The 16,228-nt window shown below is 56.7% G+C and carries 16 protein-coding genes; 3 read left to right on the top strand and 13 right to left on the bottom strand.

The window, feature by feature from the left end; translation table 11 throughout:
* Position 1 precedes the first annotated feature (1 nt).
* The 10 genes from ACXJGX_RS15155 to trpS all read right to left on the bottom strand — a co-directional run bounded on the left by ACXJGX_RS15155 (position 2) and on the right by trpS (position 8,546).
* Positions 2-1,087, bottom strand: coding sequence for an ABC transporter permease (locus ACXJGX_RS15155; RefSeq protein ID WP_474783167.1), 1,086 nt, complete (start codon positions 1,085-1,087; stop codon positions 2-4).
* Positions 1,087-2,625 carry an ABC transporter ATP-binding protein gene (locus ACXJGX_RS15150; protein WP_474783165.1) on the bottom strand — a complete coding sequence of 513 codons (1,539 nt, stop codon included), beginning with the start codon at positions 2,623-2,625 and terminating at the stop codon, positions 1,087-1,089. Before ACXJGX_RS15150 ends, ACXJGX_RS15155 begins: the two co-directional genes overlap by 1 nt.
* Positions 2,622-2,978: a molecular chaperone GroEL gene (locus ACXJGX_RS15145; RefSeq protein WP_474783163.1), complete on the bottom strand. Its 357-nt coding sequence runs from the start codon at positions 2,976-2,978 to the stop codon at positions 2,622-2,624. Before ACXJGX_RS15145 ends, ACXJGX_RS15150 begins: the two co-directional genes overlap by 4 nt.
* Positions 2,979-3,055: 77 nt before the next feature.
* Entirely contained in the window at positions 3,056-4,051 is a 996-nt protein-coding gene (locus ACXJGX_RS15140; RefSeq protein ID WP_474783161.1) for a BMP family lipoprotein, read from the bottom strand.
* A 199-nt stretch (positions 4,052-4,250) separates the two neighbouring features.
* The gene (locus ACXJGX_RS15135) at positions 4,251-4,661 is read right to left on the bottom strand and encodes a GNAT family N-acetyltransferase (RefSeq protein ID WP_474783159.1); all 411 of its coding nucleotides are present in this window, start codon (positions 4,659-4,661) and stop codon (positions 4,251-4,253) included.
* On the bottom strand, positions 4,658-5,317 hold the full coding sequence (tsaB, locus tag ACXJGX_RS15130) for a tRNA (adenosine(37)-N6)-threonylcarbamoyltransferase complex dimerization subunit type 1 TsaB (protein ID WP_474783157.1): 660 nt from the start codon (positions 5,315-5,317) through the stop codon (positions 4,658-4,660). Before tsaB ends, ACXJGX_RS15135 begins: the two co-directional genes overlap by 4 nt.
* A complete protein-coding gene (locus ACXJGX_RS15125; protein ID WP_474783155.1) occupies positions 5,307-5,870 on the bottom strand; it encodes a NifU family protein in 564 nt (187 codons plus the stop codon). Before ACXJGX_RS15125 ends, tsaB begins: the two co-directional genes overlap by 11 nt.
* Before the next feature lie 75 nt (positions 5,871-5,945).
* A complete protein-coding gene (locus tag ACXJGX_RS15120; protein ID WP_474783153.1) occupies positions 5,946-6,401 on the bottom strand; it encodes a universal stress protein in 456 nt (151 codons plus the stop codon).
* Between the two features lie 237 nt (positions 6,402-6,638).
* On the bottom strand, positions 6,639-7,466 hold the full coding sequence (locus tag ACXJGX_RS15115; RefSeq protein WP_474783151.1) for a hypothetical protein: 828 nt from the start codon (positions 7,464-7,466) through the stop codon (positions 6,639-6,641).
* Between the two features lie 63 nt (positions 7,467-7,529).
* Complete coding sequence (gene trpS, locus ACXJGX_RS15110; protein WP_474783268.1) at positions 7,530-8,546, bottom strand: tryptophan--tRNA ligase; 1,017 nt, start codon at positions 8,544-8,546, stop codon at positions 7,530-7,532.
* Positions 8,547-8,631: 85 nt separating this feature from the next.
* Between trpS and ACXJGX_RS15105 the strand changes: the two genes are divergently transcribed.
* Positions 8,632-9,315 (top strand): rhomboid family intramembrane serine protease, encoded by a 684-nt coding sequence (locus ACXJGX_RS15105; RefSeq protein WP_474783149.1) that lies wholly within the window; start codon positions 8,632-8,634, stop codon positions 9,313-9,315.
* On the opposite strand, the gene murJ is transcribed toward ACXJGX_RS15105, so the two are convergent.
* Genes murJ through ACXJGX_RS15090 form a run of 3 tightly spaced genes read right to left on the bottom strand, consistent with a single transcriptional unit; the run spans position 9,312 to position 14,849 of the window.
* Entirely contained in the window at positions 9,312-10,898 is a 1,587-nt protein-coding gene (murJ, locus tag ACXJGX_RS15100) for a murein biosynthesis integral membrane protein MurJ (RefSeq protein WP_474783147.1), read from the bottom strand. The two genes, ACXJGX_RS15105 and murJ, sit on opposite strands and share 4 nt — an antisense overlap.
* Entirely contained in the window at positions 10,895-13,708 is a 2,814-nt protein-coding gene (locus ACXJGX_RS15095) for a [protein-PII] uridylyltransferase (RefSeq protein ID WP_474783145.1), read from the bottom strand. Before ACXJGX_RS15095 ends, murJ begins: the two co-directional genes overlap by 4 nt.
* On the bottom strand, positions 13,668-14,849 hold the full coding sequence (locus ACXJGX_RS15090) for a penicillin-binding protein activator (protein ID WP_474783266.1): 1,182 nt from the start codon (positions 14,847-14,849) through the stop codon (positions 13,668-13,670). Before ACXJGX_RS15090 ends, ACXJGX_RS15095 begins: the two co-directional genes overlap by 41 nt.
* A 107-nt stretch (positions 14,850-14,956) precedes the next feature.
* Between ACXJGX_RS15090 and rsmI the strand changes: the two genes are divergently transcribed.
* Positions 14,957-15,817, top strand: a complete 861-nt coding sequence (gene rsmI / locus ACXJGX_RS15085) for a 16S rRNA (cytidine(1402)-2'-O)-methyltransferase (RefSeq protein WP_474783143.1) — start codon at positions 14,957-14,959, stop codon at positions 15,815-15,817.
* Positions 15,814-16,170, top strand: coding sequence for a YraN family protein (locus ACXJGX_RS15080; protein ID WP_474783141.1), 357 nt, complete (start codon positions 15,814-15,816; stop codon positions 16,168-16,170). The genes rsmI and ACXJGX_RS15080 overlap by 4 nt, the downstream gene beginning before the upstream one ends.
* The last annotated feature ends 58 nt before the right edge of the window (positions 16,171-16,228 follow it).

Here is a 16,228-nt window from a genome sequence, read left to right as displayed (position 1 = left end):
TTTATGCTCTCCTCATTGCCAGGAATAGCCGCTCGAGCGGCATGCGCACCATATTGTCTAGTGCACCCGTAAAGAGGATCACCAATGCCTGTATTACGATGATCAACTCACGGGGGATCGACGTCCATAGGGCGAGTTCTGCGCCGCCTTGATATAGAAAGCCGAAAAGAAGGGCCGCCAACAATACCCCGAAAGGATGGTTGCGACCCATGAGCGCGACGGCGATGCCGATAAAGCCAGCGCCCTCTGCTGCGTTCAGGACCAGCCGTTCGGCCTCGCCCTGTACGTTGTTGATGGCCATCATGCCGGCAAGCGCGCCTGAGATAAGCATGGAAACCATGATGATTTTAGTCGGGCTGATGCCCGCGTATCTGGCGGCGGATTCAGATTCGCCAAACGACCGGATTTCATAGCCAAGCCGGGTCCGCCAGATCAATGCCCAGACCACGACGCACGCGATCAGCGCGATGAAAAACGTGATATTGGCGGGCGCGCCACGAAACAGCGTGGCATCGCCAAAGCTGAACATGTCTTGAAACGATGGTAGATGTGCATTTGCGGGAAACTTCGCGGTTGCGGGTTCCATGCCGGGCGCCTTGAGCGCGCCAATCAACAGATAGTTCATCAGGGCGGATGCGATGAAGTTGAACATGATGGTGGTGATCACGATGTGGCTGCCGCGTTTGGCCTGCAAAAAGGCCGGTAACGCAGCCCAAGCTGCACCAAAAACCGCCGCTGCCACAGTTGCCCCCAGCAATGCCAGCGACCAATGTGGCCAAGGCACGTAAAGGCAGACGATTGCGACGCCCAAACCGCCCAGCAACGCCTGGCCTTCGCCCCCGATATTAAAAAGGCGCGCATGCGATGCGATGGCAACGGCAAGGCCGGTAAAGATAAAGTTGGTGGCGTAGTAGATCGTATAGCCCCAGCCGTAGGTGGACCCGAGCGCCCCGTCGATCATCAGTTTCAGCGCGGACCACGGGTTTTCGCCAATTGCCAAAATCACCAAAGCAGACAGAAAAGCAGCCAACAAGATCGAGATCACTGGGATCAGGATCACGTCAGCCCATTTTGGCATGACTTCCATCAGGAATTGCCTCCGCTCATCCCGGCCATCAACAGGCCCAGCTCTTTTTCGTCAGTGTTTTGAGGCATCCGCTCGCCCATTATTTTTCCGTCAAACATAACAGCGATCCGGTCCGAGAGCGACAAAATCTCTTCAAGCTCCACGGAAACCAACAGAATTGCTTTGCCCTGATCCCTAAGTGCAACAATTTGCTTGTGAATGAATTCGATCGCACCAATGTCGACGCCGCGTGTGGGTTGCCCGATCAGCAGCAAATCGGGGTTGCGTTCGATTTCACGGGCAAGCACGATTTTCTGTTGGTTGCCGCCGGAAAAGCTTTTGGCGGCAAGGTTCGGGTCGGGCGGGCGCACATCAAAACGGGCCATTTTTTCCGCAGTGTCGCGTTTCAGCGCAGCGTTATCCATAAAAAGCGCGTTCTTTTGATAGCGCGCATCGCGGTGGTATCCAAACCCGACATTTTCCCACGCATGGAAATCCATGATCAGTCCCTCGCGCTGGCGGTCTTCGGGGACATGGGCGATGCCGCGCGCGCGACGGCTTTGGCCATCCGACTTTGCGCCGGTCAGGTCGATGTCCTCGCCGTTCATCTTGATGCTGCCAGTGGCTGTTTCATAGCCGCCCAGTACCTCGAGCAGTTCGGACTGCCCGTTGCCCGCAACACCCGCAATCCCCAGAATTTCGCCTGCGTGGACATCAAAGCTGACGCCTTTGAGCCTGTGAATGCCCTTGGCATCCGTCACGTTCAGGTCGCGGACCTCTAGAATTTTGCGGCCGATCTGGGCTGGCGCCTTGTCAACGCGCAGCAAAACTTTGCGGCCAACCATCAGTTCCGCCAGTTCGGGCGGACTGGTGTCCGATGTTTTGACCGTGGCGGTCATTTCGCCGCGCCGCATCACGCTGACGGTATCGGTGATTTCCATGATTTCACGTAGCTTATGCGTGATCAGGATGATGGTTTTGCCTTCGCGGCGCAGGTTTTCCAGAATACGGAACAGGTGGTCGGCCTCGGCGGGGGTCAACACGCCTGTGGGCTCGTCCAGGATCAGAATGTCGGCCTTGCGGTAAAGCGCCTTTAGAATTTCAACGCGCTGTTGCATGCCGACACCGACATCTTGGATGACGGCGTCAGGGTCAACACTCAGTTCATATTCTTCGGCAAGGCTTTTGAGCTCGCGCCGCGCACGGGCGAGGGACGGTTTTAGCAGGCCGGAATCTTCGGCCCCCAGCACCACGTTTTCAAGCACAGTAAAGTTTTCGACCAGTTTGAAATGTTGGAACACCATCCCGATGCCCGCAGCAATCGCCGTCTGGCTGTCGGTGATATTGATCTTTTTGCCTGCGATGAAAATCTCGCCTGCGTCGGCTTTGTAAAATCCGTAGAGAATTGACATCAGGGTCGATTTCCCGGCGCCGTTTTCGCCGATGATGCCGTGGATTGTGCCCGGCATCACGCGGATCGAAATATCTTTGTTGGCTTGCACCGGGCCAAAGGCCTTGGAAATGCCTTTAAGTTCAATGGCGGGGGCGGCATCGGTCATGCTGGCTCTCCTGTTCCGACAAAGCCGACCATGCGGGAAATCATCCCATCTGGTGTATGTTCGACAAAATATTGACCCAACTGTTCTTTTCCGTCTGCCATGCGAAATGCGATTGTCACGCGGGTGACACCAATGCGCGACGTCTCGTTCACAACATCTGCCACGGCACCGGGCGCCGCTGCCGCAAACATCGCCACATATGCGGCAATTGCGTCGGGTCCAACCAAAGGCGTATCAAGCCGCGGATCAGCATAGGTCGCGTCTAGTGTTACAGATTGCCCGATAACGGCGCGTTGGGCGTCGGCGTCTGCCATCCCCCAAGCGTCAAAGAATGTTTTTGTGGCTGCAGTCATGGGACACCTGTCTGAAATGCAAAGGGCCGCGCAGAGTGAACAGCGCGGCCCTGTCTGGTGTGGCCTGTCAGGCGACTTTAGAAGTCGTAGGCTGGGCAGGTTTCGTCAGAGTTGTAGTTATGCACCGAAATTTCGCCGGAAATGATTTTTGCTTCGGCGTCATCCAGTGCAGCCGTCATTTCGGCAGTGATCAGGGCTTCGTTGTTTTCGTCAACGGCATAGCCAACGCCGCCGTTATCAAGCCCCATCACGTTAATCCCTGTTTCAATCGCGTCACCTGTGGTGAAGCTGTCATAAACAGCGTTATCAACGCGCTTGAGCATCGACGTCAGAACCGAACCGGGGTGCATGTAGTTTTGGTTGCTGTCAACGCCGATCGAATAGATGCTGTTGTCTGCGGCTGTTTGCAGAACACCCACACCCGTACCACCAGCAGCCGCATAAACGACGTCAGAACCTTGGCTGATCTGCGCCAATGTCAGTTCAGACCCTTTCACCGGGTCGTTCCAGGCGGCAGGCGTTGTGCCGGTCATGTTTGCAATCACGGTGATGTCCGCATTCGCTGCTTTGGCACCTTGGGCATAGCCACAAGCAAAGTTGCGGATCAGCGGAATATCCATGCCGCCCACAAACGAGATGGTGCCTGTTTTTGACGACATGGCCGCCAGCATACCGACTAGGTACGACCCTTGCTCTTCGCTGAACAGAACGGAGCGAACGTTTGGCTGATCTGCGACACCGTCGATGATGGTGAACTTTGTGTCTGGATAGTCTGCAGCAACGTCGGACAATGGTGTTGCCCAGCTAAAGCCGGCCATGACGATCGGGTTGTTGCCGTTTTCAGCAAAGCGACGGATCGCCTGTTCGCGCTGTGCGTCGGATTGGATTTCGACTTCGGCGTAGGTGCCGCCAGTTTCTTCGGCCCAACGCTGCGCACCATTATAGGCGCTTTCGTTGAAGGATTTGTCGAACTTGCCGCCAAGGTCAAACAGGATTGCTGGGTCTGCAGCGGCAGCGCCGGCAGTCAACGCCAGCGCAGCCGAGGCGCCGAGAAATTTTTGCATAAGGGTCATTTTAGGTCTCCCAAGTCGTTACACGAGGTTTATCGGGCGCGATGCGCCCCCTCAATCAAAAGCCGAGCCGATCTGAGCGTCGGTCCATCGATAGATAAGGCATTGCTAAGCAGGGAAGATCAACAGGTTTTTCATCACGAGATGGCCGCAAAGAGGCTAAGTTCAGGTCAAAACCCGCGCTGACGTGGGGTCATACGACCTAAAGTTGTTTGCGCAAAACAAGGGCAGCGACGGCTGCCCCATCTTTAGGCAAATAATAACCCGGTCGACGACCAACTGGGACGTAACCTGCCTTTGCGTAAAGAGCTTTTGCCGCGGCGTTGTTTTCTGCAACTTCAAGAAAAACAGCGGTTGCGCCTGATTTTTGGGCAGATAATTCGGCGCTTGCAAGGGCTGTGGCCGCAAGCCCCTTGCGTTGGTGCGCGGGGTCGGTCGCAACTGTCAAAACTTCGGCTTCATCCAGTGTCACCCTGAGCAAAGCAAAGCTGTGTTGATGGCCCGCAAGAATCGCGCCGGGCTGGTTCAGAAGCGTTCCGAATTCGGCTGCTGTCCACGCGCGGGTTTGTGTGAACGCCAGCGCGTGCAAGTCTGCCAGCTGTTCTGGCGTCACGACAGTATCACCGGTGCAGGGTCACGCGGCGGGGCGGCGTCTGCAGCGCGCAGGTACAGTGGCGCGGGGCGATCGGTTGCAGAATGCATCCGCCGACGCGTCAAATAGGCAATCCCTGCGATGGAAGGCTGCAGTGGCGCGACCGGTTGCCACCCCATCAACGCGCTGATTTCGTTCGCGGCGTCACCGCAAACCAGCGGTTCGCCCTTCGCTGGAAGCGGCGGCATATCGTCTGCCCGCATGTCGCAAAGCGCGGGTTCCGTGATGGGGCCGTTACAGAATCCTTGGATATAGACGCGGCCGCGGGGTGCGCTCAGGCAGGATGCGACAACGCCCGTCATTCCAAACACCTGCGCGTCCAGCAATGACACGCCAATGGCAGGTCTATTCAAACCCAATGCCAACCCACGCGCCGCAGCGACGGAAATGCGGATGCCCGTAAAGTTTCCGGGGCCAACCCCGACGCCAATCGCATCCATGTCGTTCCACGCCAACCCTTCGGCGGACAGCATGTCTTCGAGCATCGGCATCAGGTGTTCGGCTTGACCTTTGGCCATGTCATCGATGCGGGTGATGATCCGGTCGCCCAACAACAAAGCGGCGGCGCAATGCGCCGCCGATGTGTCAAATGCGATAACGTTTGGTTTACGCTGCAACGGGCCGCACCTCGACCACCTCTGGGATATAATGGCGCAGCAGGTTTTCGATACCCATTTTCAGGGTAAGCGTGGACGATGGGCAACCTGCGCACGCGCCTTGCATGTGCAGGTAAACAACGCCGCGTTCAAACCCGTGGAATGTGATGTCGCCGCCGTCTTGTGCCACCGCTGGCCGCACCCGCGTGTCGAGCAATTCTTTGATCTGGTCAACGATTTCGCTGTCTTCGCCGCTGTGTGCGGCATGGCCGCTGGCAGGCGAGTGATCTTCCGCCATGACCGGCTGACCGGATTGGTAATGTTCCATGATCGCACCCAGAATGCCGGGTTTGATATGATCCCACTCGACATCATCCGCTTTGGTGACGGTCACAAAATCATTGCCGAAGAAAACACCAGTCACCTGTGCCGCCGCAAAGATACGTTTAGCCAAGGGCGAATTTTCTGCAGCTTCTGCGCTTGGGAAATCGGCGGTGCCGACCTCAAGCACGTTCTGGCCGGGCAGGAATTTCAGCGTTGCCGGGTTCGGCGTTGATTCTGTCTGAATAAACATGGAGCAAACCTTTTTTGTCAGATTTCAGATATGCGCCTCGGGACGCCTTATGTCAAGGTTTAGAACTATTCTAAACTATGTGATCGCCTCAAGCCGTTCTTTGGACAAGTCGCCGGGAACGATGGTGATTGGAATGGGCAAGCTGCCGGACTGGCGGGTCAGTTGCGTAACAAGCGGGCCGGGGCCTTTGTTATCGGTGCCCGCGCCCAAGACAAGAACACCGATTTCCGGGTCTTCTGAAATTTGATTCATGATCTCCGTCAGCGGTTCGCCTTCGCGAATGATCAGTTCGGGATGTACGTTCTGACGGTCGCGCATCCATTTTGCGAATACTTCGTAATGGACTTCGATCCGCTCGCGGGCTTCGGCGCGCATCAGTTCACTGACGCCAATCCAATGGTTGAATTCGTCAGGCGGGATCACCGATAGAATCGCAACGCCGCCGCCCGATTTTGCAGCACGCATCGCCGCAAAGCGCATCGCGTTCAGGCATTCACGACTGTCATCCAAGACGACCAAAAACTTACGCATGATGGTGGTTCTCCCGTTACGACGTGATTGTGAAGCATCAACCACCGACTGGCAACGGGTTAGGCAACAGGCGCAGGCCAAGTTGGCGTTCGGTGCCGGGGAACACCGAACGCCTCTTGATCCCGTGCGTCCAATAGGGCGGAACGACGACGTCCGGGCGGGGCGCGCAGAGCGAATCGATGCGGCGCACCTGTATGCTGGCGTCTAAGCGATTCAGTTTTGTGACGGGTGGGGCCGTTACGGCCGAATGACAGCTGCAGGGCGACCTGTCGAAGGGCAGCGCATGAATGCGATGTTTTTGTAACGCTCAGTGAGCGGCGCTTTGATCAACGCCTCGTCACCATTTTCCAACTTTTCGCGCCTTGCGCGAAGGCCGGGGTTGAACACAATCACCACTTTTCGGCGCGCAATACGCAACATTTCGTCGATGAAGGCCGGATAATGTTCTTCGTCGCCGTAGGCATCAATCGCTTGGAAACAGGCGACCATATCAAATGACTTATCGGCAAATCCGTAAGGGGTTTTTGATCCGTCGAAGTCGATCACCGAAAGGTTCAGCGACGCGTGTATCGGCGCGTAGACAGACCCGCGACCAGCAAGAAAATCAGTTGGCTGATAAGTGTGTCCAAAATGGTGCGCGACTTCGGCCCCGCCACATCCGCCCGACGATAGCTCTAGAATATCGTAGGACGTATCGGGGTCTACAACTTCCGGGCAGAACGTGGACCAGCGATCAAGCTCGCGGAGGGCATTGTGCCCGCGCAACTGATATTTTAGCTGCGTCATTTCGTAAATCAGGCGTCCAGATTCCATGACGCTATCAAGGTCGTCGGGCAAAAACGCCTCTTTTGGGAAATTATAGGGCGTCAGGAACGCTGGCGGAATGGCAATGCCCCTGTCATTGAGCGACACCCAAGACCGGCGCGTGCGTTTGAACCAGCGGTCTTTCATTTTGACAAAACTGGCCGTTCTGGGACGCGCCGCGACCAGTTCCGCATAGGATGCGTTTTCGGCTTGGATGTATTTCCGCAGCAAGCGCCAGTTGTTTGTATGCGATTCCGCCATCACTACCTCAATTCACTCGCAATCATTTGAGCCTGATTTACCTGCCGTTGACATGGTAGCCCGTCACGGCCGCAGTAGGCCAACGATATCATAGGTCTTTTTCAAAATCGGTTCTGCAATGGCGCGGGCTTTTTCACCGCCGTCGCGCAAAATCCGATCAATTTCGGCGGGATCATTCATCAGCCGTGCCATTTCCTCGGAGATTGGTGACAGCTTGGCAACGGCAAGGTCAGCAAGCGCGGGTTTGAACGTGCCCCAGCCTGCGCCGGGATATTGCGCGATGACGGCTTCGGCGGTCGTATCGTCCAAGGCCGCGTAGATTTCGACCAGATTACGCGCCTCTGGACGACCAGCCAGCCCTTCGACGGTTTCGGGCAGCGGTTCCGGATCGGTCTTGGCCTTTTTGAATTTCTTGGCAATGGTGTCGGCGGTATCGGTCATATTGACCCGTTCCATATCGCTTTCGCCGGATTTCGACATTTTCTTGGTGCCGTCGCGCAGGTTCATGATCCGCATGGCGGGGCCTTCGATGACCGGATTGGTCATCGGGAAAAAATCGGTCCCAAAGTCATGATTGAATTTGGCGGCGATATCGCGTGTCAGTTCCACATGCTGTTTTTGATCTTCGCCCACAGGGACGTGGGTCGCGTGATACAAAAGAATGTCGGCGGCCATCAGCGACGGGTAGGCATAAAGCCCCAGCGATACTTTTTCGGCGTTTGTGCCGGCCTTGTCTTTGAACTGGGTCATCCGGTTCATCCATCCGACCCGTGCCACGCAATTGAAAATCCAGCCTAATTCCGCATGTGCGGATACCTGACTTTGGTTGAACAAAATCGATTGCGACGGATCAAGACCTGCCGCCAGATACCCTGCCGCGACTTCGCGCGTCATATTGGCTAGCTCTTTGGGATCCTGCCAGACCGTGATCGCGTGCATGTCCACGACGCAGTAGATCGTTTCCATCTGCCCCTGCATCCCGACAAAGCGTTTGATTGCGCCAAGGTAGTTGCCAAGCGTTAATCCACCAGAGGGTTTGATCCCAGAGAAAACGCGGGGCGTGAATGTGGTATCTGTCATTGGTGTCATGTCCGGGCTGGATTTCAGGGCAGGCGTGGCATACCCATGCCAGACGGACCCGTCAACTTCAACATCCCAAGGCCGCATGATGAAACCTGAAAGCCCGATTAACGCGATTTCGCCCTTTGTTATAGTTTTGGCTGCGCTGATTGTCGGTGTCGAACTGGTGCTGCAAATGGCCAATTCCGGCCTGATCGGTGGTCCGCGTGGTGTGGGTTGGCGCATGATGGCGATCGAAGACTACGGGGTTACGGGCGCGGTCATGGACCGCGTCATTCGCCTTGGCGACTATTCATTTGACGTTCTCAAACGGTTCGTCACCTATCCATTCATTAACGGCGATGCGACGCAGGTCGCGTTTTGCGCGGCGCTGACTTTGGCTTTGGGCAAATTCACCGCCGACTTTTATGGCGGCTTCAAGGTGTTTTGCATATTTATCGCAAGCGCCGTTGTGGGCGCAGCAGTCTATGGCCTTGTCGTCAGCACCGGATATCGGCTGATCGGTGGGTTTCCCCCGGTTTATGGCTTGATCGGGGCGTATACCTATGCGCTTTGGGTCAATCTTGCTCAAAAGGGCGATAAGCAGCTTCAGGCGTTTCGCTTGATCGGATTTTTGCTGGGCCTTCAGTTGGTTTACGGGGTGATTTTCGGGGCGGGTTACGGTTGGGTCGCAGAGTTGTCCGGCTTTGCCACCGGGTTTGCCTTGTCGTCATTGCTTGCCCCGGGTGGCTGGACCACGTTTTTGGCGCGGATGCGCCAGCGGTCCTAGCGGCGGAAATTGCGTTTGAATTCACCCAATTTGAATGCGCCAATCAGGTGCCCGATACCAAAGTAGCTGACAATCCCGACGATCACCAAGACCAGCAGCGCGATGTAACGCAGGGTCGCGATGCCAAAGAATGGTGTCATGACAGCAGAGGTCACCCACAAGACGCCTCCCATCGCGAATGACGCGACAACGATCCGTCCAGTCCGCCGTTTGAACCGCGCGTCAAACTGGGACGCGTCGCCCATCTTACGTGCGCCGTTCCACAGCAAAAGGACCGTGGCCCAGCCGGTCAGGGTCGTGCCGATTGCAGCGGCGATATAGCCGATCAGCGGCGCAAGCCCGATGGCCAGCGTCGCATTCAGTGCCAGCGCCACCAGCGCAAAATAGAACGGACGTTTGGTATCTTCGCGCGCGAAATAAAGCGGTTGCAGCGTTTTTTGCATCACAAAGGCTGGCAGCCCCAGCCCGTAAACCGCCACTGCGAGCGCGGTGGCTGCGGTATCGTCGCTGTCAAACGCGCCGCGTTCAAACAGCACACTGACCAAAGGCAAAGGAATAACCATCAACGCGACGGCGGCAGGCACCGTCAAAGCAAGACATATCTCAGACGCGCGATTGAACGCGTTTTGTCCGCCGGTATCGTCGCCCGCGCGCAGCCTGCGTGACAAATCCGGCAGCAGTACGACACCAATGGCAATACCCACCACACCCAGAGGCAGTTGATAAAGCCGGTCGGCATAATTGAGCCACGCGACCGCACCGTCGAAAAAGCTGGCAACTTGCCGCCCGACCAACAGGTTGATTTGCACCACCCCACCGGCCAATGCGGCCGGGGCCGCGATAAGCGCAAGCCGTTTCAGTTCTGGTGTGATTTTGGGACGACGCAAGCGCAGCGGATATCCCGCGCGTTTGGCCGCCCACCAGACCAACGCCATTTGTGCCAGACCGGCAAGCGGGACTGACATGGCAAGGCTGTCGCCCACCTGAAGGCCCAGCGCATTGTCGATGCCCATGCCAAGCGCATCAGACGCGGGCCGACCGATGGCCGCAGAAATAACGATTGCCAGCACGAATATAATGTTCAGCAGCACCGGGGCGGCGGCAGCGGCCATAAACCGACCGGTCGCGTTCAAAACACCCGACAGCAGTGCTGCCAGCGAGATGAACAAGATATAGGGAAACGCAAGCCGCCCGTAGCCGACGGCAAGGTCGAACCTTTCGTCGCCGATGAAACCACTGGCCATCGCGGCGACCAGAAACGGCATAAAAATGATCCCGACAATCGTGAATCCGGTCAGGATCACGGTCATCCCGACAAACGCATCTTGTGCAAATTTATGCGCGTCGTCCCCGCCTTCGAGTTTTTTGGAAAACATCGGCACAAAGGCCATGTTGAACGCGCCTTCGGCAAAGAAGCGGCGGAACAGGTTGGGCAAGGAAAATGCCACCAAAAACGCCTCGGCGACGGGGCCGGTGCCAAGGTATGCCGCAATCATGATGTCACGTACAAAGCCAAGAAGCCGGCTGAGAAGGGTCCAAATTCCGACGGTAAAAAAGCCGGACATCAGACGGATGGGTTTCATGTCGCGGCCCGTTCTGCCCCTTGGGCAATGGCTTCGCGCAATTTGCGTTCGAGGTTCGCGCGTTTGGATTCAGAGTAGTATTTCAGCCCCACCATGTCTTTGACATAGAACGTGTCAACGACCTTTTCACCATAGGTCGCGATGACGGCAGAGGCGATATACACATAGTTGTTCGCCAAAGTACGGGTCAGGTCATAAAGCAACCCGGGCCGGTCGCGTGTGTCGATTTCGATGATGGTATAGATCGACGACCCTTCGTTATCGAAGGTGATGATCGTCGGTACTTTAAAGGCCCGTTCACGTTTTTTGATCTTGTCTTTTTCTTTCAGGGCTTCGCGGGCGACGACTTCGCCTTTCAGGGTCTTGACGATCATCTGGCGCAGGCGCGGCAGGCGGGAATGTTCATAGGGGTTGCCGTCGTTGTCCTGAATCCAGAACACGGCCGTCGCGTAGCCATCTTTGGAAGTGTAGGTGCGTGCGTCGACGATGTTTGCCCCGACAAGAGCCAGCGCGCCTGTCATGCGGCTGAACAGACCGGGGTGGTCAACCATCGCAAAGCAGGCCCGCGTCGCGTCGCGGTCAGCGTCCAGCATCATATCGACCCGAATTTCATCGTCCGGAATATCACGCAGAAGGTTGGCAAAGATCGTTTGCGTGGCCAGAGGCAAGCCCTGCCAATATGGGCCGTAGTGGCGCGCAACTTCGGTTTTCAGATCTTTTGGCGTCCATTCTGCAAGCGCGGTCCGCAAGGCACGTTTTGCTTCGGCTTCGCGACTTTCGCGGTTGATGTCCTCCAGCCCGTTTTCCAGCGCGTCTTTGGTTGCTTTGTACAGGTTGCGCAGCAACACGGCCTTCCAATTGTTCCATGTTTCCGGCCCGACGCCGCGGATATCGCAGACGGTCAGCACGGTCAGCAGGTCCAGACGTTCAACCGATTTCACCGCTTTAGCAAAACCTTGTACGGTGCGCGGTTCTGAGATGTCGCGCTTTTGGGCGACATCCGACATCAGCAGGTGATAGCGGATCAGCCATTCGACGGTTTCACAGTCCTTTTTGTTCAGACCAAGTCGCGGACAGACTTTGCGGGCAATCTGTGCGCCTAGGATGGAATGGTCTTCGTCACGCCCTTTACCGATGTCATGCAAAAACAGCGCGACATACAGCACTTTGCGGTTCACGCCCCTTTCCAGAATGCCCGAGGCGACGGGCAGCTCTTCGATCAGTTCTTTGCGTTCGATCTGGGCGAGGTTGCTGATACACTGGATGGTGTGTTCGTCGACGGTGTAATGGTGGTACATATTGAACTGCATCATCGCCACGATGGGGGCGAATTCGGGAATAAAGGCGTCCAGCACACCCAGTTCGTTCATCCGCCGCAGCGCCCGTTCGGGGTTGCCGTGTTTGAGCAGCAGATCGATAAAAATGCGGTGGGCTTCGGGGTTTTGACGCAGGTCATCGTCGTATAGGTGAAGGTTGGCTGCAATCAGGCGCATCGCGTCCGGGTGCAGCAACGTGCCTGTGCGCAGGGCTTCTTCGAAAATGCGCAGCAGGTTCACCTTATCCGCAAAAAACGCGGCTTCATCTGCGACGGTCAGCCGGTTTTGTTTAATCGCATATGGGGCCTTTGCCTTTTTGCGGCGGCTGAGAAGCCGCACGAGCATTGGGTCAGGTTTGGTATGTGTCGCCTCGAGGGCTGTCAAGAAAATGCGCGTCAATTCGCCAACACTGTTGGCTTGGCGAAAATAGGCCTGCATGAAATGTTCCACCGCGCGCCGCCCGCCGTGATCGGTATAGCCCATCGCGCTTGCGACCTCGACCTGCAGGTCAAAGGTAAGTTGGTCGGCTGCGCGCCCGGTGATCAGATGTAAATGGCAGCGCACCGCCCATAGAAAATCATCCGCCGTCAGAAAGGTTTCGAATTCTTCGGCGGAAAACACGCCAAGCCCGACAAGTTCAGATGCGTGTTGGACGTGATTGATATATTTGCTGATCCAGAACAGGGATTGCAGGTCACGCAACCCGCCTTTGCCTTCTTTCACGTTCGGTTCGACCACGTACCGCTGACCACCCTGTTTGCGATGGCGTTCGGCGCGTTCGGCCAATTTTGCTTCGATGAATTCGGTCGCTGTTGATTTGAACAAATCCTGCCAGAGCCGTTCTCCGAGCGTGTCCGCCAATGCCGGGTCGCCCGCAAGAAAGCGGTATTCGACCAGCGACGTGCGGATGGTATAATCCTCGCGGGCCAAGCGGACGCAATCTTTGACCGTCCTGCTGGCATGGCCGACCTTCAGCTTTAGATCCCAAAGCATGTAAAGCATGGATTCAATCACGCTTTCTGCCCAAGGGGTCAGTTTGTAAGGGGTCAGAAACAACAGATCCACATCGGATTCCGGCGCCATCTCGCCGCGGCCATAGCCGCCGACTGCGATCAGGGCCATGCGTTCGCCCGCTGTCGGGTTCGGCAAAGGGTGCAATGTGTTGATCGATACATCGAGAACCAGCTCGATCACTTGGTCGGTCAACCAGCTATAGGCCCGTTTGGTTGGCCGCGATGCAAACGGTTGGGCCTGGAACGCGGCTGCGATCACGTTACGCCCCGCAGTCCTTGCTTCTGTCAGGATGGCAACAGTCGCTGCGCGCACGTCTTTTTCAGAACTTGCGGACGCGATCGCATCGGCAAGCTGCGCCGCCACGGCGGCCCGGTCAAAAATATCAGACGCCGGACAGATGAAACTGTCCGGCGTGAGAGGGGTAAGGTCGGTGGCCTGATTAGAAACCGGCGCCGGCGAAGCTACGAGGGGCTTGTTCAAGGACGACCACCTGATTGTTCTGAATTGTTGCGATTGCGAGAGCGCGCTCGTTTTGACCATTTGGCAGAAGCCGGAACGCACCTGATGTTCCGCGGAACCCCTGCGGAGACGTGAGCGCGGCTTTGGTCAAAGCATTGCTTTTCCCTCCGGCCACCAATGCGCCAATAGCGGCGATCCCGTCGTAGGCTAGGCCAGCCAGCGGATGCGGTTGTTGACCGTAAGTCCCCGCATACCGACTTGCAAACAACGTTGCCGTCGACTGATCTGGCATTGCAAATAGTCCGCCCTGAACGCCTGGCAGCGCGTAAAGCTGGGGGACTGTATCCCAACGTGTCAGACCGATCAGCTTGGTCGTGCCAACATTCATCCCTGCATCGGGAAGTGACGTTGCAATGATCGGCAGGTCGGCATTCGCGCTTGCCGTGCTAAAGACAGCTTGTGCACCGCTATCGCGGACGCTGGCGACGATCCGTTGTGTTGATCCGAAAATACCCTGTTGCGACAGAGGATAGCCTTCGGTGGCGACAACCTGTGCGCCATTACGCTGAATCGCACTGGCGATCGCGTCGCGTCCGACCTGACCGCCGGTGTCTTCGCCATAGGCAATAAGATAGCGCGAAATTCCGGTACGGTTGCCATATTGCACCAAACGGTTGGCGGTATTGTTGAATGTCGATCCAAGGATGAAGACGTTGCCGCCGGCGATGCTTGGGTTGTTGGAAAACGCCAGAACGTTCACGTTACGCCCTGCAACGGCGACGCCCGCGGCATTTGCGGCTTCACCATACAGCGGGCCAAGAATGATTTGCGCGCCATCGTTCACGGCTGCCACGGCCACGGCGGCGGCGGTGGCTGGATCGCTGCCTGTGCTGTAAACCCGCAATTCAATTTTTGCGCCCTCAAGGTCGGAAATGGCCAAGCGGGCAGCATTTTCAAGGTTTTGTGCAAGGAAGTCATCACTGGTCGATCCGGAACCGCGCGGCACCAAAAGCGCGACCTGCACTGGGTTGCCTGGTTCGATCTGTGGGCCGGTATTGGCGTCGGGCGCCAACGGCATATCACATGCGGCCAGCCACGCGAATGCCGTCCATGCGAATAATTGTGCTACCGCCTTGCGGGTGGTTCTGAAACGGGCAAACATGTGCAATATCTCTCCTGGATCGTGGGGCAGGCTGCGGCGGATTAAGTCGCCTGCAGTTTCGCCGCCATTTGACGTCATCATAAAGCAGGGGGCAACCGGGTCCAGACATGAATTTTATAATTAAGCCGCTATCGGCGGGACTTTACTTTGTTGCAACCCCGATCGGGTCTGCGCGCGACATGACATTGCGTGGCCTTGATATTTTGGCATCAGCGGATTTGATCGCTGCCGAAGACACGCGCACAACCCGCAAGTTAATGGAAATTCACGGGATTCCGTTGAATGGGCGCAAGGTTGTGGCGTTTCACGATCATAGTGGTGAAGGCGCGATTGCGCGGTTGGTCGCAGATATTCGCGGCGGTAAATCCGTGGTCTATGTGTCCGAAGCGGGCACACCGCTGGTTGCTGACCCGGGGTACGAATTGGGCTGCGCGGCGATTGCCGAAGGCTTGCCCGTGACCTCTGCACCTGGTGCATCGGCGGTTTTAGCGGCGCTGACAGTTTCAGGATTGCCGACGGATCGCTTTGCTTTTGTTGGGTTTTTGCCTGCGTCCAACCAAGCGCGCGAAACCGAAATTGCTGCACTGCGCGATACGCCGTTCACGTTAGTCTTTTACGAAAGCCCTAAACGCGTTGGTGATATGTTAGGAAATTTGCGCGATGTACTGGGCGGAGACAGGCAGGCGGTTGTTTGCCGCGAGTTGACCAAAAAGTTTGAAGAGGTGTCGCGCGGGACATTGCATGACTTGGCAGACGCGTTTGACGGACGTGCCGTAAAAGGTGAATTGGTGGTGCTGGTCGGACGGGAAGGGGCAACGGATGTCGCCGACATGGACGTCGAATCGGCCCTGCGCGAGGCGACAAAAACCATGCGCGTCAAAGATGCGGCTGCAGTGGTCGCTGGTGCGCTTGGCTTGCCGCGACGTCAGGTCTATCAGATCGCGCTGGGGATGAAGGATGATGAATGACGGGATCAGTGGGGTATCATTCGGGGTTTGCGGCCGAAGACATCGTTGCGCGCGATTATGAACGCCGCAATCACGCCATCGCCGCACGTCGATGGCGCGGTCAAAGCGGTGAAATTGACCTAATTTTTCGGGACGGTGATGCAGTTGTGTTTGTCGAGGTCAAAAAAAGCCGCGATTTCGCCCGCGCTGCGACACGTCTTTCGCGGCGCCAAATCGACCGCATTTGTGGAAGCGCGGCAGAGTTTTTGGCGGGCGAACCGCGTGGCCAATTGACTGATGTGCGTTTTGATTTGGCATTGGTGAACGGGATTGGCATGGTTCAGGTGATTGAAAACGCCTTTGCGGAATTCTGACTGCCCCATTGCACAACGCCTGTCCCTGCGCCATGTATCAAGCCAACATCGCATAGAA

This window comes from Yoonia sp. SWMV100 (genome assembly GCF_056108365.1).
This window is presented reverse-complemented; position numbering and strand designations above follow the sequence as displayed.